The organism is Falsiporphyromonas endometrii (assembly GCF_042654485.1).
GTDB lineage: Bacteria > Bacteroidota > Bacteroidia > Bacteroidales > Porphyromonadaceae > Porphyromonas > Porphyromonas endometrii.
This window is the reverse complement of record NZ_JBHSGO010000216.1, coordinates 1-25,296: the sequence shown is the minus strand read 5'-3', so window position 1 is coordinate 25,296 and position 25,296 is coordinate 1. Positions and strand designations below refer to the sequence as shown.

Below are 25,296 nucleotides of genomic sequence, written 5' to 3'. Positions count from 1 at the left end.
CATGGAGAATCAGACCTCCACAGCCTGAAACTGATTGAAAGAGCTTAAAACAATGGGAAAACTATGATCTTGAACTTTTTTAGTCCTTCAATACGTTCAAAAACTATTATCAATGATCGTTGATGTTTTTACCTTCGATACATTTATTTACATCGTACGTATGTGATTCAATTTGAGGGGAAAGGTTTAAAATGTACAGATTGTTTTTACTTATGTTTCCTCAATTATGTTTCAGATTGGTTGTTGTATCTTTGTGAATTAATATATTTATCGATATGGGGATATTAAAATACTTTGCTGAAGGAGATCACAATCGTAAGATCTTAAAAGCTGCTGTTGGTTTGGTTCGCTCAATTAGTGAAGATAACATACCGGACGGAGTCACTCTTATATATGACAAAAGAAATAAACTTTATTCTCTTCAAATTGATCAGGTGGAATATGTAATCAAATCTTTTAAGGTCCCCATTTTTGTTCAGCGTATTGTTTATACTTTCATACGACCTTCAAAGGCAATTAGAAGTTTTCGTAACAGCTTGAGATTGTACCAGCTTCATATTGACAATCCACAACCGATAGGTGCTGCTATTGAATATTCCGGAGGTCTACTTTCCAAGAGTTATTATTTATCTGAGAAATTAGATGATACAGAGGATATTAGGAGCCTTATGGATGGGAGTCTGCATGATCCGGAGTTATTGAAGATGGTCGTGCACTTTATAGTGACTCTTCATCTAAAAGGTGTTTTACATATTGATTTGTCCCCAGGTAATATCCTTAAATCTAATTGTGTTAGAGGACATTTCTTTTTGGTCGATCTCAATCGAATGAAGTTTTTCGATTCTCCATTGAATGAAGAGATGTCGTACCAAAATTTGGCTCGTATATCTGATTCTTATGAGGTGACGAACTTATTGGCAGAGTATTATGCTATTGAAAGAGGGTTTGATCCGCAGCATGCCATAAAGAGGATTCAAAAATATTCTGACGCATTTTTTAGCCGTAAGGCCTTTTCTTTTGCGAGGCGTCAACTTAAGAAAGAGGGGTTAAAGAATGTGCGGTTCTTTATTTATAAATATCGTTTGACAAGATGTTTGAGGAAGTTGTTGGGATCACAATCACTGTATCAAGCAGAAAGAAATCTTTACTTCAGATATATTAAATGTGGTGATATCAGAGGGGCTATACTAAGAACGGAGTCTTATGAGTAGTAATAGCCAATGTTGTGAGTTTGTTTTGGAATAACCTCTTCAACTATAAATTGAAATATCTTTCTAATCGATAAATTCCGGGATAAAGAGTAGATCATTTGGTCGGGTTATTTTGATGTTTTCCCAGTTTCCTTCCACTAATTTGATTGTATTTTTGCCATACAAATGCTCGTATACAGCGGCATCGTCTGTAAATGTTTCTTTATAGGGTGTTTGATATGCCTTTTTTATTCTGTCTGATTCAAAGCATTGTGGAGTTTGGACAGTATAGTAAAGATTGCGATTTACAGCTTCATTTTCAGTTTCAGACTTTACAAGCCTCAAACTTTCTGTAACCGGGAGTACCGGTATCGCAGCTCCAAATCGTAAAGCAGCTTCAAAAGATATTCTGATTGTCTCTTCTGTGACATAAGGCCTGACACCATCGTGGATTGCTACCAGGCTGTTCTCTTCAACCATCTCCAGCCCATTTCTTACAGAGTGAAAGCGAGTCTCTCCACCGATAGTAATGGAGTGTGTCGGAACTAATCGGCTTTCTTTTTGGGATAGTTCTTTCCACAATGCAATATGATTTTGAGGTAGGACTAAGATTAGGTGGTCGCAAACTTGTGCCATTGCATCTAAGGTTCGACTGAGTATCATTCTTCCTTTTACTTGAAGGAATTGTTTTGGAAGGTCTTTACCCATTCTTAGCCCCTTCCCACCAGCCAATATTATACCATATTTCTTAGTCCTATTCATCTTTCTTATGAGAACTTGGTTAGTCGAGTTTTGCAATCAATTCTTCAAGTTTCTTATCTGCCGTGGTCAGTTTTTCTTTGCTAAATTTGACTAACTCCACAGCTTCTGCAACAAGTTTTGTCAACTCATCGACATCCGGGCTTTCATGCTCGATCTTTTGTATGATCTCTTCCAATCTTTCCATAGCTTGGGAGTAGGTCATCTTCTTAATTTCGTCTGATTTCATTTCTTTTTGTTCTTTCTAAAGTTGGTTCTTTTACCTTTCCTGTTTTTCCCTTGATTATGTTTTCCTTTGCCGGTAGTGCGACCTCTTCTAAAATGATTTGCATTTGGGTTATACTCCGGACCGGGTCCAATCTCATGAGGGATTGGCAATCGGTAAAGTTCTTTTTCCAGGAAATCTTCAATGACTTTGAAGTCTCTGTGTTCTTTTTCGTTGACAAAGGTAATGGATAGTCCGGATTCGTTGTTCCTCGCTGTTCGACCAATCCGGTGAACATAGTCTTCCGGGTCATTTGGCAAATCATAGTTAATGACTACTCCAATGTTGTCAATGTCAATGCCACGAGCTACAATGTCTGTTGCTACTAATACGTCAATTTTGTCATTTCTAAAGTCTCGAATGACCTGTTCCCTTTGATCTTGGTCCAAATCTGCATGCATTTCGCCGGCATTAAACCCTTTCCTTTTTAGCATAAGGGTCAGATCTTTTACTTTTTGTTTTGATTTTGAGAAGATAAGTGTTCTATTGGGCTTTTGAGAAGTAAACAGATCCAGAAGGATTGGCATCTTTTGGTTCTCATAACATATACACGCCGTTTGCATAATGCTTTCGGGTGGCTTGCTTACAGAAAGCTCTATCATACGAGGTTTCTTAAGAATGTTTTGAGCTAACTGTTTAATCTTATCCGGCATGGTTGCCGAAAACATAAGTATCTGGCAAGTTTTTGGAAGCTCCTTAAATACCTGCATGATATCGTCATAAAACCCCATGTCTAACATTCTGTCTGCTTCATCTAAAATAAAGAATGATACTTGAGACAGATCGGCAGAAAGCATATTTAGATGTGAAAGAAGTCGTCCGGGGGTTGCAATCAAGATATCAGCGCCCATTTCCATACCTCTCTTTTGTTGCTCCCATACAATACCATCTGTACCTCCATAGATTGGAACTGCTGAGATATCCAGGAAATAGGAGAATCCCTCAATTTGTTGGTCAATCTGCTGAGCTAATTCACGTGTTGGTGTCATGATAACTGCATTGACCGCATTATGTGGATAGTTTCCTTCTTGTAGTTGGCTGATGACCGGCAATACGTATGCTGCCGTCTTTCCGGTTCCAGTTTGTGCACAAGCCAGGATGTCTTCACCATCCAAGATTGCAGGAATTGCAACCTCTTGAATAGGTGTCGCTTTTTCGAAGTTCATGGCATCTAAACCATCCAGTACTTCATTGCACAAGTTAAATTCGTCAAATCTCATAAATAAACTTTGTCGTTCTAAAATTCATGACCAAATGGCTTTACTAAACTAATCATCTTTAGATATAGCATTGAATATAAATGTTTTATTAGTTAGCACATTGGTCTTTTCTCATATATGTAAGAAGATCTTGTAGGATTGGAAAACTTGTGATTGAATGGGGTTGAGATTATCTCTACCAACCCTCTTTTCATAATGAGATACATTAGGCCTGTTTTATTCGTTTTCAAAATCCGGAAATAGTTCTTGAGGAAAAGATTTTGGAGTCTTTCCCAGATGTTGGTAGGCCAATGTTGTCACCTCTCTTCCTCTTGGCGTCCGTTTGATAAATCCTTGTTGAATCAAGAATGGCTCGAAAACCTCCTCCAACGTGCCCGGATCCTCACCGATAGCTGTTGCAATGGTCGATAATCCGACAGGCCCTCCATCAAATTTGTCTATCATTGTTGTCAGGATTTTATTGTCTGTTCGATCCAATCCAAACGTATCAATGTTGAGGGCCTCCAAAGAATAATTAGCAATATCAAGGTCAATAGATCCATTCCCTTTTACTTGGGCAAAATCTCTTACCCTCCTTAACAATGCATTAGCTATACGAGGTGTCCCTCTGCTTCTTCTTGCAATCTCATGAGCCGCTTTTGTTTCGCATGGAACTTGTAAAATGTTCGCTGATCGTTCGATGATGGATGTGATGGTGTCCACATCGTAATATTCGAGGTGTAGGTTAATCCCGAACCTCGCTCTTAAAGGAGCTGTCAAAAGACCACTTCTGGTAGTAGCTCCGATTAGGGTAAACGGACTTAGTTCAATTTGAATAGATCTTGCCGAAGGTCCTTTGTCCAACATAATATCTATTCGATAGTCCTCCATTGCGGAGTAAAGATATTCTTCTACAACCGGGGATAACCTGTGAATCTCATCAATAAACAGCACCTCATTGGGCTCAAGGGATGTTAGCAGCCCGGCTAAGTCTCCCGGTTTTTCTAACACAGGTCCCGAACTAATCTTCATCTCAACTCCCAATTCGTTTGCGATGATATTGGAAAGAGTCGTCTTGCCAAGTCCGGGAGGACCATACAAAAGCACATGATCAAGAGCTTCTTTGCGCAATTTGGCTGCTTTGACAAAGACAGACAAATTGTCTACAACTTTGTCTTGCCCATTAAAACTTTCGAAAGTTTTTGGGCGCAGAGCTTTGTCTATATCCTGATCATCAATATTGATCGGAGTTTCTTGATTGTGTATATCAAAATCTGTCTTCATCAACAACAAAGATAGCTATATCACATCGGTTTTGACGAATAGACAATGATTGTTTGAAGCTTTTTTGCTCATCTTTAGCTAAGTCAATTATAGATTATAGCTTTTGATATGCCAATAACAACAGTATTTCTTTTAGAATGCCTTTTGTCCCCAAGTTTTACGATCGAGGTTGCGATAGCTGATTGCTTCGGCGATATGTTTTGAGGTTACGTCTATCGAGTCTTCGAGGTCAGCAATTGTTCGTGCTACGCGAAGTATTCGGTCATATGCTCTTGCTGATATACCAAAGCGATCCATAGCCTGTTTGAGTCTTTCTAAACCTTCTTCGTCCGGACGAACGAACTTCCTGATCTGAGCGGGTGTCATTTGTGCATTGCAATGAACATGTTTGGCGTTTTTAAATCTTTCTTGTTGTATTTTCCTTGCATTTACCACTCTTTGTCTAATTTTTTTGCTGCTTTCTGCAGGCTCTGTATCTGATATTTCCTCAAAGGGCACCGGTACAATCTCTACCTGTATATCTATTCGGTCCAGGAGTGGCCCTGATATCTTGCTGAGGTATCTCTGTATTTTGTACTGAGGGCATGTACATTCTCGTGTAGGGTGGTTGTAGTATCCGCAAGGGCATGGATTCATTGCTGCCACCATCATGAAGGATGCGGGGTAGTCTACGGTATATTTGGCTCTTGCAATAGTGATTTTTCGATCTTCCAAGGGCTGTCTCATCACCTCCAAAACGGCTCTATTATATTCAGCTAATTCATCTAAAAATAAGACTCCATTGTGAGCAAGGCTTATTTCTCCGGGTTTGGGATGTGTCCCGCCCCCGACGAGTGCCACGGGAGAGACGGTATGATGTGGAGATCTAAATGGTCTTTTGGTCATTAAGGTTGTATTTGCTTTGAGCTTTCCACTTACGCTATATATCATGGTCGTTTCCAAAGACTCCTCCATGCTTAATGGGGGTAGTATGCCCGGCATTCGTTTGGCCATCATTGATTTTCCACTTCCGGGACTTCCAATCATCAGGACATTGTGACCACCTGCTGCTGCAACTTCGAGGGCTCTTTTGACATTCTCTTGTCCTCTTACATCGGAGAAGTCAGCCTCTATCTGCTCTTGTTGGATGTGCAATTCTTGATCTGTATCTATCTCGATAATTTCCGGCTCTTCTCCTGTCGCGAGGAAGTTGCATATCTCTTTGAGATTATCTCCGGCATAAACTTTGAGCCCTTTTACGACAGCAGCCTCTCGTGCATTCTCTCTTGGTATAATCAGTGATTTGTAACCCTCCTTTTGAGCCAGCATAGCTATTGGAAGAGCTCCTTTGATTGGTTTGAGTTTGCCATCCAGTCCCAACTCTCCCATCATCATAATCTCATTTAGCTTTTCATAAGGCAGTTGCTCATCTGCTGCCAGCAATCCAACTGCTAATGGAAGGTCGTAGGCAGCTCCCTCTTTTCTTAAGTCTGCCGGACTCATGTTGATAACGACATTGCTACAAGGCATTTCATACCCGGCAATCTCTATTGCAGACTTAATGCGTTCATGGCTTTCTCGTATAGCTGCGTCCGGTAGTCCAACGAGTTGAAACCAAGTTCCTTCGTTAACATTAACCTCTATAGTTACTATCTCTGCATGAATACTTTGTAATGCTGCTGCATAAGTCTTTACCAACATATAATCTCCTTAAATATAAGTACGCTTGACACGACGCACACTGTCGATAGAGACCAGCGCCGGCAAATGATTTATATGAAAGGGAGTTATTATTTCATCAGTAATTTGACCGGACCAATCCGAGTATGTACGTCCTTTGGGTATCTTGAAGGCTTTGCCTGTCTTCTCGGCAATACTGTCAACCGGGGTCAATACGCAAATAAATAAGCCGGTTGTATCAGCCTTGAGCTTATTCAATATAGTAGAGTCTGCTTTTTGATTTGGAAAGCAGACCAGCAATCGAGCTTGAGTAGAGTCTGCAAACGCATGTTCTTCTTTATCGATGTTGCTTAAGAAGAAAACATTGTCCAAAGTATTTTCCCATAGGCTCTTTGTGGCTTTGCTATCGGCAATATTTTTCTTCTTGACCCAGACTCCTTCTTTATCCAATACATAGAAAACAAAGCCTTGGTTTTTGTTGAAAGATACGACGACTTGTTTGTAAAGAGCTGTGTCCGGATACAATGTCTTTTGAAACTTTGTTCCTTCAATCTTTAGGGTGTCATTGTAAGTTACACTATCTCCAACATAACTGATGCAAAGGGTGGGGTCTGTCAACTTGTTAATGGATATATCAAGCTTAGGATTGGTGTTCTTTTTACAAGAAACTATTCCTACCACGAGGAATAAACCAATCATTGAGAAAAGTATTTTCTTCATTGGACCATTATGATAATGTTTGCTTTTGATTTGGACTCTGTTTCGAAATAAATTCAAAATAGCTCCTAATTCTGTATACAAAAGTAACGAATTAAGGGAGAGAAAGCGAATAAGGGATATTGAAGGCTTGAGGTTATTGGGGATTTAAGGATATGTTAATGGATAAAAAGGGGATGTGTCTTATAATTTGGTGTGGACACATCCCCTTTTGGAATATTTGTTTGAAGGTTGTCTTTACTTCTTCCTTCTTGTTTTCTTTTCTTCGTCGTTCATTGGTTTCATTGGCTCGCCATCTGTAGTCAGTACTGGGTCCACAATAATCCTTCCGCAATATTCGCATACAACGATCTTTTTGTGTAGCCTGATTTCCAGAAGTCTTTGAGGAGGTATACTGTTGAAGCAACCACCACAAGCATCTCTGTCTACCGGTACAAGGGCCAATCCATTGTGAGCACCTTCTCTGATCCTCTTAAATGCGTTAAGAAGTCTTGGCTCGATATTTTCTTGTAGGCTTTTTGCTTTTTCGCGAAGCTCTTCCTCTTCTTGGCGAGTCTCAGCGATGATGCCGTCCAATTCTCCTTTCTTATTCTTAAGGTCTTCTTTTCTTCCTTCGATATGAAGTTTAAGATCGGAAATCTCTACCTTGCGAGCACTAATTTGTGCATTTGCTTCTTTGATTTTCTTTTCAGAGTGCTTAACCTCAAGTTCTTGGAATTCGATCTCCTTCTGCAAGTTGTCAAACTCCTTGTTGTTTCTAACCATATCCAACTGAGCTTTGTACTTTTCGATAAGCTCTTTGGATTTGGCCATCTTGATTTTCTCTGCAGCTACAGCTTGAGACAAAGTTTTATTGTCTGCTGTGAAGTTTGCAAGACGAGTCTCTTTCCCTTCGATCTCATCTTCCAAATCCTGTACTTCGAGGGGTAGCTCTCCTCTTAACTTCTTGATTCTGTCAATATCTGAGAGGGTCTCTTGTAGTAGAGCCAGCGCTTTCAGTTTGTCTTCAACTGTCTGTTCAGGCTTTTCAGCACCCTCTGCTTTTTTATTTATGTCTTTAACCATCTGCTTAAATTTATAGATAATTTACAGGATTACTCATCTGCTCACTTATTTGACATGCAAAGTTAGGTAATTTGCTTGAAATAATCGACTTGAATAGTTTTACAGAAAACCATTCTGTCTCGAAATGGCCCGCTGTAATAAGTGTTGGTCCATCTTGAGCATCATAAAAATCGTTGTACTTAGCCTCTCCGGTAATGAAAATATCTGCATCCAATTCCTTGGCTATGGAATACATAAAAGCTCCGGAACCCGTACACATGGCCACAGTTTGTATCAACTGCTCCGGATTGCATTTGCTGTAGCAGATCCTTTGTGCAGGGAGGATTTGCTTGAGGTTTCTAAGGAAGGATCCGATTGAAACCTTTTCTTTTAAGTTTCCGATTAGTCCGCCACCCTGACTTTTGTCTTCTTGTCGTGGTTGAAGAGGGATACATTTTTCCATACCTATTATATCTGCCATCATTGTATTGAGTCCCGGCAACGAATTGTCCGCATTGGTATGTGCAGCATAAATCGCTATCTCGTGACGAATAGCATAGGTGATACATCGTTCTATATAAGAAGAGGGTGTAATCCGCTTGGCCGGATGAAAGAGCAGAGGGTGGTGAGTTATTACAAGGTTAAGGCCTTTTCCTTTGGCCTCGCTCAACACCTTTTCATCTATATCAATTGCCAGCAAAGCTCCTGAAACCTCGACTTCGGGGTCTCCTATCTGAAGCCCCGAGTTGTCAAAGTTTTCTTGTCTATTCAGAGGAAACGCCTCCTCAAGAGCAGATATAATTTCTTTAAGAATCATTGTTTCGTGTTACTTGTTTTCTTCTGAAGCAATCACCTTAAGTGCAAGCTCGTCCAATTGAAGATCATCCAACTGAGATGGAGCATCGATCATGACATCGCGTCCCGAATTGTTTTTTGGGAATGCTATGCAGTCTCTGATGGAGTCCAGTCCGGCTAAGAGCGATACCCATCTGTCAAGACCATAGGCAATACCACCATGAGGAGGAGCTCCATATTTGAAGGCATTCATCAAGAAGCCAAATTGCTCTTCTGCTTTTTCGGGAGTGAAGCCAAGCACTTCAAACATTTTTTGCTGAAGTTTGCTGTCGTGGATTCTGATAGATCCTCCGCCAACCTCAACACCGTTGATAACCATATCATAGGCATTGGCACGCACTTCTCCGGGTTTTGTGTCAAGTAGAGGAATATCTTCCGGTTTAGGAGAGGTGAATGGGTGATGCATAGCATAATATCTTTGGGTCTCTTCATCCCATTCGAGAAGAGGGAAGTCCACAACCCAGAGACATGCAAAGTTATCCTTATCCATAAGTCCCAATCGGCGAGCAACCTCCAAACGAAGTTCACCGAGCTGTTTTCTACATTTCATGGCGTCATCACCACTAATTAGAAGTATTAGGTCACCTGCTTTTGCTCCCATCTTAGATGCCAATGCTTGAAGAACATCTTGTTGATAGAATTTGTCTACGGAGCTTTTTACCGATCCATCTTCATTGATGCGCGCATAGACAAGCCCTTTTGCTCCGACTTGTGGACGTTTGACATAGTCAGTAAGAGAGTCAATCTCCTTGCGGGTAAACTTTGCCGCACCCTCAGCAACGATACCTCCTACATAGGCAGCATTGTCGAAGACACCAAATCCATGACCTTGCATAATGTCCATTACTTCGCAGAACCTCATACCAAATCTTAGATCCGGTTTGTCGCTGCCATAATATCTCATTGCATCGTGCCAAGATATGCGTTCAAACTTCTCCGGAAGGTCTATATTGCGGAGTTTCTTAAAGATATGTCTGGCCATACCTTCAAATGTGCTGATCACATCCTCTTGCTCCACAAAACTCATCTCGCAGTCTATCTGTGTAAATTCGGGTTGACGGTCTGCTCTTAGGTCCTCATCTCTAAAGCACTTGACAATCTGAAAGTATCTATCCATTCCGGCTACCATTAGTAGCTGCTTAAATGTCTGAGGAGATTGAGGAAGGGCATAAAACTGTCCTTGGTTCATGCGGGAAGGAACGACAAAGTCTCTGGCACCTTCAGGAGTAGATTTGATAAGTACCGGAGTCTCTATTTCGATAAAGCCCAGGCTATCCAAATAATGTCTAACCTCAAGGCACATTTTGTGTCTAAGTATAAGGTTGTTCTTTACTGCGTTTCGGCGAATGTCAAGATAGCGATATTTCATGCGAAGATCATCACCTCCGTCAGTCTCATCTTCAATGGTAAAGGGGGGAGTCTCTGAGCGATTGAGGATAACGAGTTCTTTGACCATAATCTCAATCTCTCCGGTAGGTATTTGAGTGTTTTTGTTTTGTCTCTCCACTACCGTACCCTTTACTTGAATTACAAACTCTCTACCAAGATGCTCTGCTTGAGTAAGCATCTCTTCGGATGAATTGTCAGAGCTGAATACAAGTTGCGTAATGCCATATCGATCTCTGATGTCAACAAAGGTCATACCGCCCATCTTACGACTTCTCTGTACCCATCCTGACAGGGTAACCTCTTCATTAACATTGCTGAGGCGAAGTTCGCCACATGTTTTGCTTCTATACATATTATTCAAATTTCTATACTTCAAAGTTATTCTTTTCATACCAACTCGATGCTGTCAGGTCCAATTTTGATTAGGCGTTCTTTGTAAAGAATACCCGCAGCCATCTTGAAAGCCTTTTTGCTGAGTCCGGTTTGCTTGCGAATCTCTTGCGGATCGCTTTTGTCTCCTATGGGGAGTCTCTTTTTATTTTTGAGTAGGTCGAGCAGTTTATCGGCACTGTTGGTGATTCTTTTTAGTCCAACCGGCTTGATGGAGAGGTCTATCCGGCCATCTTCTCTAAGTCGTACAACATATAGTTCGACGCGATCTCCATGATGATAGTTGACCGCATCTTCACTGTAATAAATCATCCCCCAATGCTTATTATCTACGACTACTCGATATCCAAAGTCGTTTCTGCCATAGACGACCCCCGAAACTTTATCTCCGGGATTGTACTGTGGTGGCAGATTGCCAAGGTGCTTTGACAGTTTGGTCGATCCAACCACTTTGCCGCTTACCTCATCGATGTAGGCATATACCAAATATTTGCGACCTTCAACGATTTCATCGCTTTGCTCTGCAAAAGGTACAAAAAGGTCTCTTTGAATGCCCCATTCCATAAATGCTCCATGGTTGGTTACACTGACGCAGTTGAGGGCTGCCACTTCTCCAACTTCAATGAGGGGTGAAAGGGTTGTCCCGATCAGCCTTCCTTCATTGTCATGGTAGATGAAGACATCCAACATATCGTCGGGCCTAATACCTTGCGGCAGATACTTGACGGGAACAAGTATTTCGGTGTCGCCACCATCAATATAAGCTCCAATTTCGGTAAGCCTATTGACTTTAAATTGTTGTTTATGTCCCAGGTAGGGAGGGTAATTGCTCATTGAATCATTAATAAAGTGTCACATAAGAATTTTCTACAAGGACAGGAGGTACTATAATACTTCTTTTGCCGTCTCTGTTGTTGACTTCAAATACGATAGAAGTAATATGGTCTCTATTGACATAGGGTCTAAATCCAAAGATATAGGCAAAAGGTGTAATATACTTATTGGTTGAGCCAAACAACTTGGCAATCTTATTGTAATATCTTGTATCCCAATATCTGCATCTTTCGACACCTCTGGCATCTGTAAAAGAAGTTAATGGATCGCGATACTTGAGGGTGGCATCGATAAACTTTTTGTAATCTTCAGATAAACTGGTGGCAGTATTTTGCTTCAGTTCTTGACCATTTATACTCAGGATGTGGTCATTTTCGGCAATACCTGCTTCAGAAGCCGGAGAGTTGGGATCGACACTTGCCACAACCGAGGGATCGGCAATGTTGTAATTGATACCTGTATAATAGTGTCTGTGTTGTGCAATTAGAAACACCGGATTGACTTTGTAACGTACAAATGGGAATTGCATGAGCATCATAGGTATCGATAGCTTGGCATATTGAGGAATGCTCATTGCTTTGGAGAGAAGCTCTTCGGCCTCTGATTGCCAAAGTAAAAGATCTGTATTCTTTGCATCCAGAATGCGTATGCCTAAGGTCAGAGTATAGTTGGCTGCCATCTTGGGTGCTCCTACAGGCAAGAAAGGTGTAGACACCATTTTATGCTCATCAAAACTATATCTAAATGTATTTTTTGGAATTTCAGAAGAGTAATCGTTGTTGTGCTCTTTGTTTTTTGTCATCGAGTAGAAACAATCAATCACAATATCCGGATTAAAGCTGTCCTCTTTGAGCCCTTTTTTGGTGAGATCTTCCGCTATGATATTGTAGATATCTTTATCAATTGTCGCAGTTGTTTGGTCTTTGGAAGCGGCAAAAGCAAAAGTATGAATCTTCTCGAGTGAAAATTTGGGATCAAATTTTGTATAGAAAGGGTAGACAAGTTTTCTTTCACACTCGTCTTCCAAGCTATAAAATGCAAAGGCAGAAGCTAAGTCATTTTCATTAAAGACATAGCGCGATTTGCAAGATCTTTTAAGGATGACAGGCTTGTTCTTTCGGCTAAAATTGCTCACTTGCAAAAGGATATTGTCAGATTGTGTTTTGATGATACGGTTGATTTGAGATTCAGTCATAGCATCTGTCGACATATCGTTGATCTTTTCGATAATATCACCGGGCATAAGTCCGGCATTAGCTGCGGGAGTTCCGGGTTCTACCGTAATGATGACAGGTCTATTGAGTCCCCAAGATTTATTTTTGCTAATTTGATATTGCATACCAATTCGGCAAATCATATCTGAAGATGTTTGAGCGTGCAACAGGTTTATCGTTGACGATAAAAAGAGAAGTAGTGTTGCTCCAATAATTAAGAGGTGATTTCGTTTCATATTTATTATTTGTTTTGACAATTAAAGAAGAGAGTTAGTGATTTGTCCGATTAAGTAAATCTCTAAATAGCCGGATTGCTTCCTCCCTGGCAGAATTGATAATTTGCTTTCTGTCTCCACTCAGGTGAAGTAATTTTGTATAAGTCTCGTTGGGTGAAGTCAAGCCTACCCACACACTGCCAACCGGTGTATCGGGGCTTCCTCCCCCCGGTCCTGCCACTCCTGTGGTGGAGATGGAATATGTAGATTGCATCTGTTCTTTGGCTCCGACTGCCATCTGAAGGGCTACCTCAGACCTTACAGCTCCATACTTCTCAAGATCCTCCAATGGGACTCCAAGAAGGTTGTTTTTGACATCATAGGTATATGAGATGATGCCTCCTTTGAAGTATTCGGATGCTCCGGGTATGGAGGTAAATGCGGCCGCCAACATACCACCTGTACAGCTCTCTGCTGTGCAAAGTGTCTCTTTGCGATTGGTAAGGATTGTGGCTATTTCTTGTATGATTGTTTCGATACCCATAATGTTTGTAGACTTCAAAGGGTTGTTGCTCATTTGTTATAAGCTGATTATATCACACTGTTACTCTTGCAAAAGGAGGTAGATTGAGAGGACAAGTTTCTCCGGCAAGGTACTTAAACTGAGCTGTTACAGCTACCATGGCCGCATTGTCGGTAGTGTAGGCAAACTTGGGGATAAAAATGTTCCATCCATATCTGTCTCGATGATCTTCAAACGCAGCACGCAGTCCTGTATTGGCAGATACCCCACCGGCTACTGCTACTCTTTTGATACCGAGATCTTTACTTGCCTTTCGAAGTTTCTTCATCAATATATCTATCACCGTACTTTGTAGTGAGGCACAAAGATCGGCCTTGTTGTCTTCTATGAAGTTGGCATCCTTCTCGAGCTCATCGCGGAGCGTGTACAAAAAACTTGTTTTAAGTCCGCTGAAACTGTAGTCATAGCCGGGCACATTGGGTTTGGCAAAGGTGAATGCTTTGGCGTTACCTATGTTTGCAAGCTTGTTGACAATAGGACCGCCCGGATATCCAAGTCCCATTACTTTGGCACATTTGTCGAAGGCTTCTCCTGCAGCATCGTCAATCGTTTGGCCGATACATTCCATGTCGAAGGGAGATTTGACAACGAGGATTTGTGAATTGCCGCCTGAGACCAACAAGCATAAGTATGGAAATTCGGGCGCATGATCCTCTTCCCCCTCTTCATATAAGAAGTGGGCCAATACGTGTGCATGAAGGTGATTGACCTCTACAAGTGGCGCACCAATAGACATACTCAATCCCTTGGCAAATCCATTGCCAACGAGAAGAGATCCAAGCAATCCCGGTCCACGGGTAAAGCCTATGGCATCAATGTCCGACTTAGTGATACCGGCTCTTTTAATAGCTTCACTAACCACGGGTACAATATTTTGTTGGTGTGCTCGCGATGCCAATTCGGGAACGACACCACCGTATGCAGAATGGACAGCCTGTGAAGCTATGACATTGCTCAGCAATTTGCGCCCGCAAACAACAGCTGCCGACGTGTCATCGCATGAGCTTTCAATTCCTAATATGATTGGTTCTGTATTCATATATTTAATTCTTCTGTATCATTTGTGCCTCTTCAAGTGAGTAATAATTCCTTATGGAAGAACGCAAAAGATACCTAATATCCAATATCATTAGCAAAATAACAAAATAAAAGGCTAACTAAAGAGTATCTTAAGATTTATTTGTGCCAAAAGATTATTTCAAATGATAAGCAAACAGAGCTTACATAAACTATTTTTTTGCCTAAAATATCTTTTTTCGGAAGGCAAATATTGTCATTCTAACCCCTCTCAATAAGCTTCTTTTTAGATAAATTATGTTAATAATCCAAGCCTTTTATGGATTGAAAAATTGCCATTTTTGACGTAAAAACGGGCTCATTCTTCTCATAACACAAAATAGATAGTACGAAACCGTCCTATATAAATGTTAATAGATGTATAAGCTACTTTTTATGGACAATTTGGCGGCTTAAAAATCCACTTCAGGCCGCCTTTTTTGTAAGGTCGCGCGACTTGCAATCCATTCTCGCGCTACCTTGAACCTATATTCGCGCGAGGTTGCACCCGAAGTAGGGCGACTTTGCATGTCAAGGTCGCGCGAGATCAGATTGAAAGTCGCGCGAGAACGGATTGCTTCTTGCGCGAGCTATTTTGTTAAAATAGCGCATAAAAAAGCCCGTTTCGTACTAATAAAACGGGCAAAGTGCGTATAGGGTCAGATTCCCCTAACCCCAAAATGTATGAATATCGGTATAAATAAGGGTTGTTTGAGCCCCTTTTAGAGTACTGTGTGAGGCAACAATATTTAACAAACGGAGGCCTTTTGTTGCGAGCTTCACAGCCCGGTTTCTTTTGAAGGTTGTGTGTATGGCCATCTCCTCTGATCCGAAGACACATATCTTACCTGCTTGGAGGCTCCATCCGCCAAGCATCATACCAATCAAAAATAGGGTAAGTAATATGATTATCTCCATGGTTTTTGTTCTTATTTATATGCTAAGGTACTAAAAGAGTGCGTTATATGCAACTGGATTGCTTGTTGTTTAATGTCATCTCTTTTGGTTTTTCTGTTTTGTATTCTAAGAAATATTTCTACCTTTGCAGCGCAAACGTGGAAGGATTTGTGAAGCTTGCAACCACGCGAAAAAATGCTAAACCTTTGTCCTACATCGACAAAGCAATGCGACCCTCTGTCGCTGTTGCAGTCAGTCTCCACAATAACTTATTATGATATTTGATGATCGAGGCAGTTCGTGTTTGCGTCTTGATCATGGTTAGTTTATTAATAACATAACGATATGAGTTATTTATTTACGTCAGAATCTGTATCCGAGGGGCATCCAGATAAGGTTGCCGATCAGATTTCGGATGCAATTTTAGACCAGTTTATGGCTTTGGACCCTGATAGTAAGGTTGCTTGTGAAACTTTGGTAACTACCGGTCAGGTTGTTTTAGCGGGAGAAATCAATAGTAATGTATATGTGGATGTTGATACTACGGCACGTAGGGTAATCAATCGAATAGGATATACTAAAAACGAGTATCGCTTCGATGGCAATAGTTGTGGTATTCTTAATTCTATACATGGACAGAGCGATGATATCAATCGTGGTGTAGATCGTGAAGATCGTATGAAGCAGGGAGCCGGTGACCAAGGTATTATGTTTGGATATGCCACAAAAGAGACTTCCAATTATATGCCTTTGCCCATAGATTTAGCTCATGCGCTTTTGGTCGAACTGGCGGATATTCGTAGGATGAAAGATAGCCCAATGCCCTATCTTCGTCCGGATGCCAAAAGTCAGGTAACAATTGAATATTCTGACAATGGGGAGCCCCTTCGTATTGATACAATAGTTATCAGCACACAACACGATGAGTTTATCTTGCCTGAGAGTGAAACAAAAGAGGCTCAAGATTGTGCAGATAGTGCGATGCATGACCGCATAGCAAAAGATATACGCAAGTATCTGATTCCTCGAGTGAAGGAATATTATGAAGAGATTGGTTTGGCTAAACTTTTTACGGATAACTTTAAGTTGCTGGTCAATCCAACAGGTAAATTTGTTATCGGAGGTCCTTATGGTGATACAGGTCTTACGGGGCGCAAGATAATTGTAGATACCTATGGAGGTAAGGCTTCTCATGGTGGTGGAGCTTTCTCCGGCAAGGACCCTTCGAAGGTAGACCGTTCGGCCTGCTATGCAGCTCGCCACATAGCTAAAAATATGGTTGCTGCAGGTGTGGCTGATGAGATGCTCGTGCAGCTGAGTTATGCCATTGGTGTGGCTGAGCCAATAAGTATTTATGTCCGTACATATGGTAGAAGTCATGTTGAAATGTCTGATGCAGAGATTGCCAAGAAGATTGCATCAATTTTTGACTTGACCCCTTATGGTATTGAGCAGAGACTCAATCTTCGACAACCTATATATGAAGAGACGGCTGCTTATGGTCACTTTGGACGAGATCCCAAGAAGGTGACCAAGCATTTCGAAAGTTTCCATAGAGATCCGTTTGATATGGAGGTAGAGCTCTTTAGTTGGGAGAAACTTGATTATGTGGATAGAATAAAGAAAGAGTTTGGAATTCACTAACTTTACGGTCGGTTAGCATTCGTACCGAACGTCAAGAAGCAACAATGAGCTTTCGACCAAGAGTCTAACCTCTTCGTCGAGAGCTTTTTTTGTCCTTTTGTGTGAGGTTTCAAAGAAATACTAAAATTAGCGTTATAAAAATGGGAATATTGAAAAAACTCTTTGGCTCTTCCAAAAAGGAAGCTAAGCCGGAGCTTGATCATATCCGGTCGGTTCAAGAAGATATACAGCCGATAGAGGATAATAGAGATGACAAAGTCAGAGAACTTCAAGCAGATACATTGAAGTTTGATGCAATCAGAGCTTCGAGGATGCATGAATACCAATTTGCTCTTTCAGCTTTTGCCAAATCGTTGGAGATGCGTCCACAGTTTGAGACCCGATACTATTATATGGATACGCTTTTTGCAGCCGGAGCAAAAGATGAGGCTATGACACAGCTCAATTTGCTGTTGGACGAAGAGCCGACGCACCTGCCTTCACTTCATAGAAGATGTACAAAATGTTTGGAAGAAGGGGCCTATGAGCAAGCTTTGAAGGATGCCGAGATGGCATTGGGCGAGGTCTCAAGGGAATGTTCATCAGATGATGTTTCTGATTTGCCGGACAACGCTTCTTCCCAAGAGGGCGAGGAGGATATTACCTATTTGGAATTTACAAGATGCAAGGCTAAAGCTCTTGATGGATTGGGTCGCACAGAGGAGGCTGTGGATCTTGTAGAAACACTCATAAAGGATTATCCCAAGGCGGGTGGACTCTTTCTCTTGAAGGGTAGAATGGAGATAGCTCTAAAACGCTTTGATGCTGCTGTCAAGAGTTTGGATTTTGCTGAGGAGTTGATGCCGGATGAGGAATATGTACCTATCATGAAAGCTCGTTTGGCTTTTTGTCGGGAAGATTTGGACGCTGCTCTCAACCTTTATCAAAGTGTTTTGGACCTTGACCCATTCTCTATTGATGCTCATTTGGGTATGGCCAAAGTTTATCGTGCCAAAGGAGATACAACAGAGGCGATTGAACTGCTGGAGGATGTAAACGATCCCGAGATGCCCAACAAAGATTATCTTGAAGCCCTTATCGAATTGTACAAAGAAGAAGGCAATGAAGATAAAGTTGCAGAGCTAAATGAAATATTGTCTAAACTGCAAGAGGCAACAGACCAAAAAGTAAATTTCGACAATCTATATGCCGGGGGGATCTTCTGATGGCGGCAAAAAGAAAATGGTATGTCGTTTGGGAAGGTCATCATCCCGGTGTGTATGACACTTGGCTCGATTGTAAGGCTCAGGTGGATGGCTTCCCGGGGTGTAAGTATCGCTCTTATCCTACACCACAGGAGGCTCAGGAGGCTTTCGATGCCGGATACTACAATGCGCCAAGGCCGGCAAAACGAATGGATTTTGATGGCGATAGTCCCGGACCCGGCGAAGCGCAGGTGACAGATTTCCCTATTTGGGAGAGTATCTCTGTAGATGCAGCTTGTAGCGGCAATCCCGGTGATATGGAGTATCGAGGTGTATATACAAAGAGTAAAGAGCAAATCTTCCATATCGGTCCACTTAAGAAGGGTACCAACAATATTGGGGAGTTTTTAGCGATTGTACATGCTTTGGCTTTGTGTAAACAAAAAGGGTGGACCCTTCCTATATATTCTGATAGCAAAACCGGTATGGCATGGGTACGAAAGAAGAAGTGCAACACTCTTCTTTTGAAGACTGAAGAGAATGAAGTAATCTTCGAACTTATACAAAGAGCGGAGAAGTGGCTTCAAGCAAATACATACCCCAACAAGATCTTGAAGTGGAAAACGGAGCAATGGTTGGAGATACCGGCAGACTTTGGAAGAAAGTAACAAGCTTTTGATGTATTTGTAGCTATTGCCATGTCCAAAGTGTTTATTTTCAATCCCGGTAGTGAGGAAACTTGGCATCTTCCTGCTATGAGCAGTTATACTCCTCCTCGCTTAGTGCAAAGGATGATGGAAGATTTATCCCCAATGTTGCGTGTCTTGGGAAATCCCAGTGATGTTGTATATGTCCCGGGAGATAAAGAGCCCTTGTACCTTGGGTGTGATATCACTGCAAGGGATTTTGTCAATGGAACTTATCTTCCCAATCCTTCTTTACACTCTGTCCTGCCAATCGAATTGGATTTTTGGGCACCTCAACTTTGTGCGCAACAAACTTTTGTGCGTACCATATCCAAAGTATTTGGGCAGGTAAAGTATTCCGAACGACCGTCGCATCTCAAAGAGCTTGTACATAGAAGAACCGCCGCTCGATTGATGTCTTACCTTAGTCAAAGATTGCATTTGCCTGAATATCTGACAGCACAAGAAATAGAATCTCTTGACGACTTGCCGCATATTGTTGAGCTTTTGGGGCACAAATTGATTGCTAAGATCCCATTCTCATCATCCGGAAGAGGTGTCTTCCCTTTTGATTATCCTTTGAGAGCGGAAGATGAGACCTTATTATCGAACCTATTGAAGCGTGGATCTTCTCTTATGGTGGAGAAGAGGTTGCCTATAAAACAAGACTTTGCGACGGAATGGAAGATTGTGGACGGGAAATGTTGCTTTTTGGGTTATTCGTATTTTAAGACTACTCAAGGAGGAAGTTATACAGGCAATATCCTTATGTCGCAAGAACAAATAAAGGATAGTCTATTCTATGGGTTACCCAAATGCTCGGGTGATAAGATCTTGGATGTATCCAAAGATTTTATTCAAGAGCATATTGCCCCGTATTATGAAGGATATTTAGGTATTGACGCCCTTATATACTACGATGAAAAGGGCAATCTATCGTGTTATCCGGCTGTCGAAATCAACTTGAGAAAGACGATGGGATATCTTGCTATTGAGTTATATAATCGATTAATTGCCAAAGGATGCAAAGCCTCTTTTGTTGTTGCACCGGGTATTTTTGACAATTTGGATCCCGAGTTTGATGATAGCGGAAGACTGAAGAGAGGCCGTCTAAATATTGGCAGCAACCTGTCTAATCGCAGTTTTAGTGCTTATATAGAAATTATTTAGCCCCTTATACATTGACCTGTTGGATGTCTTCTGTCTAAGGCATCTTTTGGGTTCGTATAATAATCGTACTTTTGCACCCTCAAAGAGGGATTACCCCTTTGGATAGGTATATGTTTCATATTTATATAGAAGAGTAAACTTGGCACAGGCTAAAAATCTAACAACAGGTAATATCAGGAAACAGTTGGTCGGCATAGCATTGCCGATCATGGGTACTTCTTTCATTCAGATGGCTTATTCGTTTACCGATATGGCTTGGCTTGGGCGTTTGGGGTCAGAGGCTGTGGCCTCCGTAGGTGTGGCTTCGGTTTTGCTTTGGCTTGCCAACTCGATTTCGAATGTCAATAAAACAGGTAGCGAGGTGACAGTAGGGCAGAGCCTTGGTCTTGAAGATAAGAAGATGGCAGCCACATACGCCTCTCACAATATCACCATGTCGCTCTATATCTCTGTTACTTTGGCCATTATTTATGCAATATTTGGAAGGAATATATTTGGTTTCTATCTCTTGCCTAAAGAGGTCGAGGATGTGGCGGTCAATTACTTAAGGATTGTTCTTTTTGGTTTGCCTTCTCTCTTTGCTTCTCTTGCCATCAGCGGCATATACAACGCTTCCGGATTGAGTAAGATCCCCTTCCAAATATCAGCTGTAGGCCTTGTACTCAATATGATTCTGGACCCTTTACTCATTTTTGTCTTTAAGATGGGGGTGGAGGGAGCTGCATGGGCAACCTTGCTGTCTCAGACCTTGGTGCTCGCACTCTTTGTGTATCGACTCAAATATAAGGACCATCTTTTTGGTGGTATTGCCCTCTTTACAAGTCTCAAATGGAAATATTCCAAGAAGATATTGAGCATTGGACTGCCGGTGGCTGTCCTTAATTCTCTCTTTGTTTTTGTCAATATCTTTATGGGAAGGGAAGCTTCAGCTGCTGCTGTGCAGAGTGGGTTTGCAAGCCATATAGGTGTTGCCACGCTTACAACAGGAGGACAGTTGGAAGCTATTACCTGGAATACATCTCAGGGATTTGCCACAGCTCTGTCGAGTGTGGTAGCGCAAAATTTTGCCGCTCGAAAGTATAGAAGAGTGCTTGATGCCTACAAATATACATTGCTATATACCTCCATATTTGGTGTGTTTGGAACATTGCTGTTTGTCTTCTGGGGAACAAACCTGTTTGGGTTGATTGTCCCTGAGAAAATGGCATACATTGCAGGCGGAAGTTATTTGCGCATTATTGGGTATTCTCAACTTTTTCAGATGTGTGAGATTGCAACTCAAGGGTTGTTTTATGGTGTTGGTAAGAGTGTGCCACCTGCAATTATCAGTATCACCGGAAACTATTTGAGGATTCCGATGGCAATATATTTTGTAGGCTTGGGGCTTGGATTGGATTTTATCTGGTGGGCAATAGCCATAAGTACCATGATGAAGGGTACCGGTGCAGCCATTTGGGCATTTAGGTTGCGGAGATCTCTTCTCAGGGCAGAAGCTGCCAATATCCTTCAAAAAGGTCAATGACATTTGAGAAATTGTTGCAACTGTGCAAAATAATGCAGTTTCATACCTTATATCTACATTAGAATGTCATCAAAGTATAAATTTTGGGATACATGTATTAACTTTGCCTTAGTGTACGAGCCTGTTGTCGGTGACAGTCTCTTTTTGGTGTAAGTACTCCTATGTATTAGGATGTCATACATGTTTAGATTATGAAGGAAGATGTTCAGTCAATACATATTGGTGAGATAATTAGGCAAAAGAGTGGTAAGACTGCTCCAAGAGTGGTAGTACGTCTACTCGAAAAACTTATCCATCAAGACGAAATCAATTATATCCTTTCTAATTATGGACATTTGTCCGGTCTTGCTTTCGTGAAAGCGTTGATGAGTTATTTCGATGTAAGGTCTGAATGGATCAATCCTCAAAATTTGCCTGACTCCGGCAGATGTATATTCGTTTGCAATCATCCTTTGGGCGCTTATGATGGCATTACCATTTCTCATTTGGTTGGTACACATTATGGAGATGTGAGGTATGTAGTAAACGACTTGCTTTATAATTTGGAGCCTCTGAGACCCATCTTCATTCCTGTCAATAAGTTTGGACGACAATCCAAGGATTCGGTTAGGATGCTTGATCAAACACTTCAGAGCAACATACCACTTGTGAGCTTTCCGGCAGGCATATGTTCGAGAAAAATAGATGGTAAGATACAGGATCTTCCCTGGGCAAAGAGTTTTGTCAAACAGGCAATAGAGTATGATCGTCCCATTGTCCCTCTATTCTTTGATGGGAAAAACTCCAATCTTTTTTACAATATTGAGCTTGTTCGAAAATGGTTTGGCATAAAGCTTAATGTGGGTATGGCCCTTTTGCCTCATGAGATGTTCGGAGTCAAGCATAAGCGTTTTGATGTTTATGTTGGCAAGCCAATCATGCCTTGTGAAATAGATTCTTATGGCAAGACTCCAAAAGAGATTGCTCAAGCAATACGCAAACTTGTTTATACTCTAAAGAAGAAATAACTTTATGACGATGTGTAATACAGATAGTAATCAACCTCTCCCTATTCATGAGCCTATTGATGTGGCTTTAATTGAGCCGGAGCTAACTTCGGACAGATTGCTTCGTCACACCAATCGTGGCGGCAATGAGATTTATATCTTCAAAGGCGATGAAGCTCCAAATACCATGAAAGAACTTGGCAGACTTCGTGAAGAGGCTTTTAGATTTCATGGCGGTGGTACCGGTAAGGCCTTGGATATAGATGAGTATGATTTGGGAGAGCATGCTTACTATCAGCTTATCGTCTGGGATCCAATTGACAAAGCTATTATTGGAGGATATAGATTTAAGCATGGGTCTGAGGTGGAGATGGACGAATCCGGTCAGCCACGACTTGCTACTGCGGATATGTTTCACTTTAGTGACAACTTTGTACAAGACTATCTCCCTTATACGGTAGAGTTGGGAAGGTCATTTGTAACGTTGGCTTATCAATCGACAGCTAAGGGGGCTAAAGCAATTTTCGCTTTGGACAACCTTTGGGATGGTATTGGGGCTTTGACCATTACGCTTCCAAATCTAAAGTATTTCTATGGGAAGGTAACTATGTACCCCCAGTATGATAGAAGGGCTCGTAATCTAATACTCTTTTTTCTTAAGAAGCATTTCGAAGATAAAGAGGGGTTGATCAGACCTATTGAACCCCTGAAGATTGATCTTAGTGAGTCGGATGCCAAAGACATCTTCTCGTCCGACTCGATCAAAGATGACTTCAAAGAACTCAATCGTATTATTAGGGCGATAGGTATCACAATTCCTCCTCTTATTAATGCATATATGGGGCTGTCTCCGGAGATGAAGGTTTTTGGAACGGCTGTTAATCACTCTTTTGGAGAAGTGGAAGAGACCGGGATATTTATAGCTATCGACAAAATCCTGGAAGAAAAGAAGAAAAGACATATAGAATCCTATAAAAAGTAACATTGGCACTACACAACAGACTTGGGATTGAGGGCGAGGAGTTGGCCTGCAGGATGCTACAGGAGAAGGGCTATGTTATCTTGGAGCGTAACTGGGTCTATCGTAATAAAGAGATAGATATAATATGTCAAGATCACCGTATGCTGGTCTTTGTCGAAGTGAAAACCCGTACAGCCAATACACCTTTTAGTACTTATATGGCGGTGGATGAACAGAAAATCTGGAACATTGTTTATGCTGCGAATGCCTACATTAAGCTAAGAAAACTTAGAATGAAGGTCCGCTATGATGTAGTAGCTGCCGTTTTTGACCAGGGGGAATGGAGCCTGAAACATATGAAGTCTGCTTTTTGTCCCCCAATAATGAAAGATACATTTCGGAGAAATAGACCCTATAACAGAGGGGGCTTCCGAATAAAGAACCAATCTAAGAAAAGAAAATTATGAATCCAGATCTCGTTAGAATAGAAGCCGGTTGGAAAGAGGCTCTGAAAGATGAATTCTCTAAGCTATATTTCGATATACTTACAAACTTCATTCGAGAGGAATATGCCGGACCTACGCCTATCTATCCACCGGCAAAACTTATTTTTAGGGCTTTTGATGAGTGCCCTTTTGATAAGGTGAAGGTGGTGATACTGGGGCAAGATCCATATCATGAAGCAGGGCAGGCTGAGGGGTTGTCTTTTTCGGTGCCGGATAATTGCCCTATTCCTCCAAGCTTGAGAAATATTTATCAAGAGATATTTTCTGACCTCGGAAGACCTTCCGTAATGAAAACAGGACATCTTATAGATTGGGCCAGGCAAGGGGTGCTACTACTCAATGCAACACTAACAGTCAAGGCGAAAGAGGCCGGGTCGCATCAAAACAAAGGGTGGGAGACCTTCACAGATGCAGCTATTCAAAAACTTGCTTCCGAAAGGTCAGGTATTGTCTTTTTGTTGTGGGGAGCATATGCCGGCAAAAAAGCTGCAATGATTGATCCTAAGAAGCATCTAATACTCAAAGCTCCACATCCATCTCCTTTGGCTGCATATAGAGGGTTCTTCGGATGCAAACACTTTAGCAAGGCCAATGAATATCTTATTAGTCAGGGAAAAGAGCCTATCAACTGGTAGGAGTGGTAAGGTTTCTTGGTGAAATGGCTTCTTTAATAAGAGACTGTTTGTAAAACCTCCCAAAACAATCTCGAGTATTCCAAGGCGGGCTCTAATCATGCAGATGATTGGAACTCGCTTTTTTGTTCCTATAACTCTCCCCATATCACCTATATATATAAGGAAAGCATGTGTGCAAAAAGAAGAAAGCCGAAATAATTACCTTCGTCAATAAAGACCGGAATCGCTATCAGGACCTTCTTCAAATAAAGAACACCCGACCACTCCCTTTTTCCCCTTAATATGGCATTTCACCCCTAATTTGTATTTTGTTCCCGAGGACAAGAAAAAATATTTTCCACGCCTAACCGACAAGGATAAAGGCAGTTAAGCCATAATCACCGAGTCATTCACAAAACTTTTTTGTCAAAACATTTGGAGGGGAATGGATAAATGCTCTATCTTTGCACTCG

At 41.4% G+C, this 25,296-nt stretch carries 24 protein-coding genes; 10 read left to right on the top strand and 14 right to left on the bottom strand.

From position 1 onward, the window contains the following. Nucleotides 1-275: 275 nt before the first annotated feature. Entirely contained in the window at nt 276-1,211 is a 936-nt protein-coding gene (locus ACFO3G_RS09470) for a lipopolysaccharide kinase InaA family protein (protein ID WP_380080263.1), read from the top strand. 63 nt (nt 1,212-1,274) lie between these two features. Here ACFO3G_RS09470 and ACFO3G_RS09465 read toward each other — a convergent pair whose 3' ends face one another. From ACFO3G_RS09465 to ACFO3G_RS09400, 14 genes are all read right to left on the bottom strand, one after another. Then, entirely contained in the window at nt 1,275-1,952 is a 678-nt protein-coding gene (locus ACFO3G_RS09465; protein WP_380080261.1) for a 2-C-methyl-D-erythritol 4-phosphate cytidylyltransferase, read from the bottom strand. 19 nt (nt 1,953-1,971) lie between these two features. Further along, nucleotides 1,972-2,178: an exodeoxyribonuclease VII small subunit gene (gene xseB, locus ACFO3G_RS09460; protein ID WP_380080259.1), complete on the bottom strand. Its 207-nt coding sequence runs from the start codon at nt 2,176-2,178 to the stop codon at nt 1,972-1,974. Then, complete coding sequence (locus tag ACFO3G_RS09455; protein WP_380080257.1) at nt 2,175-3,434, bottom strand: DEAD/DEAH box helicase; 1,260 nt, start codon at nt 3,432-3,434, stop codon at nt 2,175-2,177. Before ACFO3G_RS09455 ends, xseB begins: the two co-directional genes overlap by 4 nt. Before the next feature lie 216 nt (nt 3,435-3,650). Next, complete coding sequence (ruvB, locus tag ACFO3G_RS09450) at nt 3,651-4,697, bottom strand: Holliday junction branch migration DNA helicase RuvB (RefSeq protein ID WP_380080255.1); 1,047 nt, start codon at nt 4,695-4,697, stop codon at nt 3,651-3,653. A 132-nt stretch (nt 4,698-4,829) separates the two neighbouring features. Beyond that, a complete protein-coding gene (locus ACFO3G_RS09445; RefSeq protein WP_380080253.1) occupies nt 4,830-6,377 on the bottom strand; it encodes a YifB family Mg chelatase-like AAA ATPase in 1,548 nt (515 codons plus the stop codon). Between the two features lie 9 nt (nt 6,378-6,386). Next, entirely contained in the window at nt 6,387-7,076 is a 690-nt protein-coding gene (locus ACFO3G_RS09440; RefSeq protein WP_380080251.1) for a hypothetical protein, read from the bottom strand. Nucleotides 7,077-7,310: 234 nt separating this feature from the next. Next, nucleotides 7,311-8,138 (bottom strand): zinc ribbon domain-containing protein, encoded by an 828-nt coding sequence (locus ACFO3G_RS09435; protein WP_380080249.1) that lies wholly within the window; start codon nt 8,136-8,138, stop codon nt 7,311-7,313. A gap of 10 nt (nt 8,139-8,148) precedes the next feature. Further along, nucleotides 8,149-8,934, bottom strand: a complete 786-nt coding sequence (locus tag ACFO3G_RS09430; protein WP_380080247.1) for a Nif3-like dinuclear metal center hexameric protein — start codon at nt 8,932-8,934, stop codon at nt 8,149-8,151. Nucleotides 8,935-8,943: 9 nt separating this feature from the next. After that, the gene (aspS, locus tag ACFO3G_RS09425; RefSeq protein ID WP_380080321.1) at nt 8,944-10,713 is read right to left on the bottom strand and encodes an aspartate--tRNA ligase; all 1,770 of its coding nucleotides are present in this window, start codon (nt 10,711-10,713) and stop codon (nt 8,944-8,946) included. A gap of 35 nt (nt 10,714-10,748) precedes the next feature. Continuing rightward, a complete protein-coding gene (locus ACFO3G_RS09420; RefSeq protein ID WP_380080245.1) occupies nt 10,749-11,585 on the bottom strand; it encodes a CvfB family protein in 837 nt (278 codons plus the stop codon). A 7-nt stretch (nt 11,586-11,592) separates the two neighbouring features. Continuing rightward, the gene (locus ACFO3G_RS09415; RefSeq protein WP_380080243.1) at nt 11,593-13,035 is read right to left on the bottom strand and encodes a PDZ domain-containing protein; all 1,443 of its coding nucleotides are present in this window, start codon (nt 13,033-13,035) and stop codon (nt 11,593-11,595) included. A gap of 34 nt (nt 13,036-13,069) precedes the next feature. Continuing rightward, on the bottom strand, nt 13,070-13,591 hold the full coding sequence (locus ACFO3G_RS09410; protein WP_380080241.1) for a CinA family protein: 522 nt from the start codon (nt 13,589-13,591) through the stop codon (nt 13,070-13,072). Nucleotides 13,592-13,610: 19 nt separating this feature from the next. Continuing rightward, the gene (gene tsaD, locus ACFO3G_RS09405) at nt 13,611-14,636 is read right to left on the bottom strand and encodes a tRNA (adenosine(37)-N6)-threonylcarbamoyltransferase complex transferase subunit TsaD (RefSeq protein ID WP_380080239.1); all 1,026 of its coding nucleotides are present in this window, start codon (nt 14,634-14,636) and stop codon (nt 13,611-13,613) included. Between the two features lie 686 nt (nt 14,637-15,322). Further along, a complete protein-coding gene (locus ACFO3G_RS09400; RefSeq protein ID WP_380080237.1) occupies nt 15,323-15,571 on the bottom strand; it encodes a hypothetical protein in 249 nt (82 codons plus the stop codon). 324 nt (nt 15,572-15,895) lie between these two features. Here ACFO3G_RS09400 and metK point away from each other — a divergent pair, with 324 nt between their 5' ends. From metK to ung, 9 genes are all read left to right on the top strand, one after another. Beyond that, nucleotides 15,896-17,194, top strand: a complete 1,299-nt coding sequence (gene metK / locus ACFO3G_RS09395; protein WP_380080235.1) for a methionine adenosyltransferase — start codon at nt 15,896-15,898, stop codon at nt 17,192-17,194. 140 nt (nt 17,195-17,334) lie between these two features. Further along, nucleotides 17,335-18,399, top strand: coding sequence for a tetratricopeptide repeat protein (locus tag ACFO3G_RS09390; protein WP_380080233.1), 1,065 nt, complete (start codon nt 17,335-17,337; stop codon nt 18,397-18,399). Next, nucleotides 18,399-19,046 carry a ribonuclease H1 domain-containing protein gene (locus ACFO3G_RS09385; protein ID WP_380080231.1) on the top strand — a complete coding sequence of 216 codons (648 nt, stop codon included), beginning with the start codon at nt 18,399-18,401 and terminating at the stop codon, nt 19,044-19,046. The genes ACFO3G_RS09390 and ACFO3G_RS09385 overlap by 1 nt, the downstream gene beginning before the upstream one ends. 30 nt (nt 19,047-19,076) lie before the next feature. Beyond that, complete coding sequence (locus tag ACFO3G_RS09380) at nt 19,077-20,234, top strand: ATP-grasp domain-containing protein (protein ID WP_380080229.1); 1,158 nt, start codon at nt 19,077-19,079, stop codon at nt 20,232-20,234. A 139-nt stretch (nt 20,235-20,373) separates the two neighbouring features. Next, nucleotides 20,374-21,756 (top strand): MATE family efflux transporter, encoded by a 1,383-nt coding sequence (locus ACFO3G_RS09375; RefSeq protein WP_380080227.1) that lies wholly within the window; start codon nt 20,374-20,376, stop codon nt 21,754-21,756. A 191-nt stretch (nt 21,757-21,947) separates the two neighbouring features. Further along, nucleotides 21,948-22,763: a 1-acyl-sn-glycerol-3-phosphate acyltransferase gene (locus ACFO3G_RS09370; RefSeq protein ID WP_380080225.1), complete on the top strand. Its 816-nt coding sequence runs from the start codon at nt 21,948-21,950 to the stop codon at nt 22,761-22,763. A gap of 10 nt (nt 22,764-22,773) precedes the next feature. Then, nucleotides 22,774-23,724, top strand: a complete 951-nt coding sequence (locus ACFO3G_RS09365; RefSeq protein WP_380080223.1) for a GNAT family N-acetyltransferase — start codon at nt 22,774-22,776, stop codon at nt 23,722-23,724. A gap of 2 nt (nt 23,725-23,726) precedes the next feature. After that, entirely contained in the window at nt 23,727-24,170 is a 444-nt protein-coding gene (locus ACFO3G_RS09360) for a YraN family protein (protein WP_380080221.1), read from the top strand. Further along, nucleotides 24,167-24,844 (top strand): uracil-DNA glycosylase, encoded by a 678-nt coding sequence (ung, locus tag ACFO3G_RS09355; RefSeq protein WP_380080219.1) that lies wholly within the window; start codon nt 24,167-24,169, stop codon nt 24,842-24,844. Before ACFO3G_RS09360 ends, ung begins: the two co-directional genes overlap by 4 nt. Nucleotides 24,845-25,296: the final 452 nt, after the last annotated feature.

Excerpts from the sequence above, each read along its gene's own strand:
- ACFO3G_RS09470 (WP_380080263.1), top strand. The coding sequence starts at position 276 with ATGGGGATATTAAAATACTTTGCTGAAGGAGATCACAATCGTAAGATC.
- ACFO3G_RS09465 (WP_380080261.1), bottom strand. The coding sequence starts at position 1,952 with ATGAATAGGACTAAGAAATATGGTATAATATTGGCTGGTGGGAAGGGG.
- xseB (WP_380080259.1), bottom strand. The coding sequence starts at position 2,178 with ATGAAATCAGACGAAATTAAGAAGATGACCTACTCCCAAGCTATGGAA.
- ACFO3G_RS09455 (WP_380080257.1), bottom strand. The coding sequence starts at position 3,434 with ATGAGATTTGACGAATTTAACTTGTGCAATGAAGTACTGGATGGTTTA.
- ruvB (WP_380080255.1), bottom strand. The coding sequence starts at position 4,697 with ATGAAGACAGATTTTGATATACACAATCAAGAAACTCCGATCAATATT.
- ACFO3G_RS09445 (WP_380080253.1), bottom strand. The coding sequence starts at position 6,377 with ATGTTGGTAAAGACTTATGCAGCAGCATTACAAAGTATTCATGCAGAG.
- ACFO3G_RS09440 (WP_380080251.1), bottom strand. The coding sequence starts at position 7,076 with ATGAAGAAAATACTTTTCTCAATGATTGGTTTATTCCTCGTGGTAGGA.
- ACFO3G_RS09435 (WP_380080249.1), bottom strand. The coding sequence starts at position 8,138 with ATGGTTAAAGACATAAATAAAAAAGCAGAGGGTGCTGAAAAGCCTGAA.
- ACFO3G_RS09430 (WP_380080247.1), bottom strand. The coding sequence starts at position 8,934 with ATGATTCTTAAAGAAATTATATCTGCTCTTGAGGAGGCGTTTCCTCTG.
- aspS (WP_380080321.1), bottom strand. The coding sequence starts at position 10,713 with ATGTATAGAAGCAAAACATGTGGCGAACTTCGCCTCAGCAATGTTAAT.
- ACFO3G_RS09420 (WP_380080245.1), bottom strand. The coding sequence starts at position 11,585 with ATGAGCAATTACCCTCCCTACCTGGGACATAAACAACAATTTAAAGTC.
- ACFO3G_RS09415 (WP_380080243.1), bottom strand. The coding sequence starts at position 13,035 with ATGAAACGAAATCACCTCTTAATTATTGGAGCAACACTACTTCTCTTT.
- ACFO3G_RS09410 (WP_380080241.1), bottom strand. The coding sequence starts at position 13,591 with ATGAGCAACAACCCTTTGAAGTCTACAAACATTATGGGTATCGAAACA.
- tsaD (WP_380080239.1), bottom strand. The coding sequence starts at position 14,636 with ATGAATACAGAACCAATCATATTAGGAATTGAAAGCTCATGCGATGAC.
- ACFO3G_RS09400 (WP_380080237.1), bottom strand. The coding sequence starts at position 15,571 with ATGGAGATAATCATATTACTTACCCTATTTTTGATTGGTATGATGCTT.
- metK (WP_380080235.1), top strand. The coding sequence starts at position 15,896 with ATGAGTTATTTATTTACGTCAGAATCTGTATCCGAGGGGCATCCAGAT.
- ACFO3G_RS09390 (WP_380080233.1), top strand. The coding sequence starts at position 17,335 with ATGGGAATATTGAAAAAACTCTTTGGCTCTTCCAAAAAGGAAGCTAAG.
- ACFO3G_RS09385 (WP_380080231.1), top strand. The coding sequence starts at position 18,399 with ATGGCGGCAAAAAGAAAATGGTATGTCGTTTGGGAAGGTCATCATCCC.
- ACFO3G_RS09380 (WP_380080229.1), top strand. The coding sequence starts at position 19,077 with ATGTCCAAAGTGTTTATTTTCAATCCCGGTAGTGAGGAAACTTGGCAT.
- ACFO3G_RS09370 (WP_380080225.1), top strand. The coding sequence starts at position 21,948 with ATGAAGGAAGATGTTCAGTCAATACATATTGGTGAGATAATTAGGCAA.
- ACFO3G_RS09365 (WP_380080223.1), top strand. The coding sequence starts at position 22,774 with ATGTGTAATACAGATAGTAATCAACCTCTCCCTATTCATGAGCCTATT.
- ung (WP_380080219.1), top strand. The coding sequence starts at position 24,167 with ATGAATCCAGATCTCGTTAGAATAGAAGCCGGTTGGAAAGAGGCTCTG.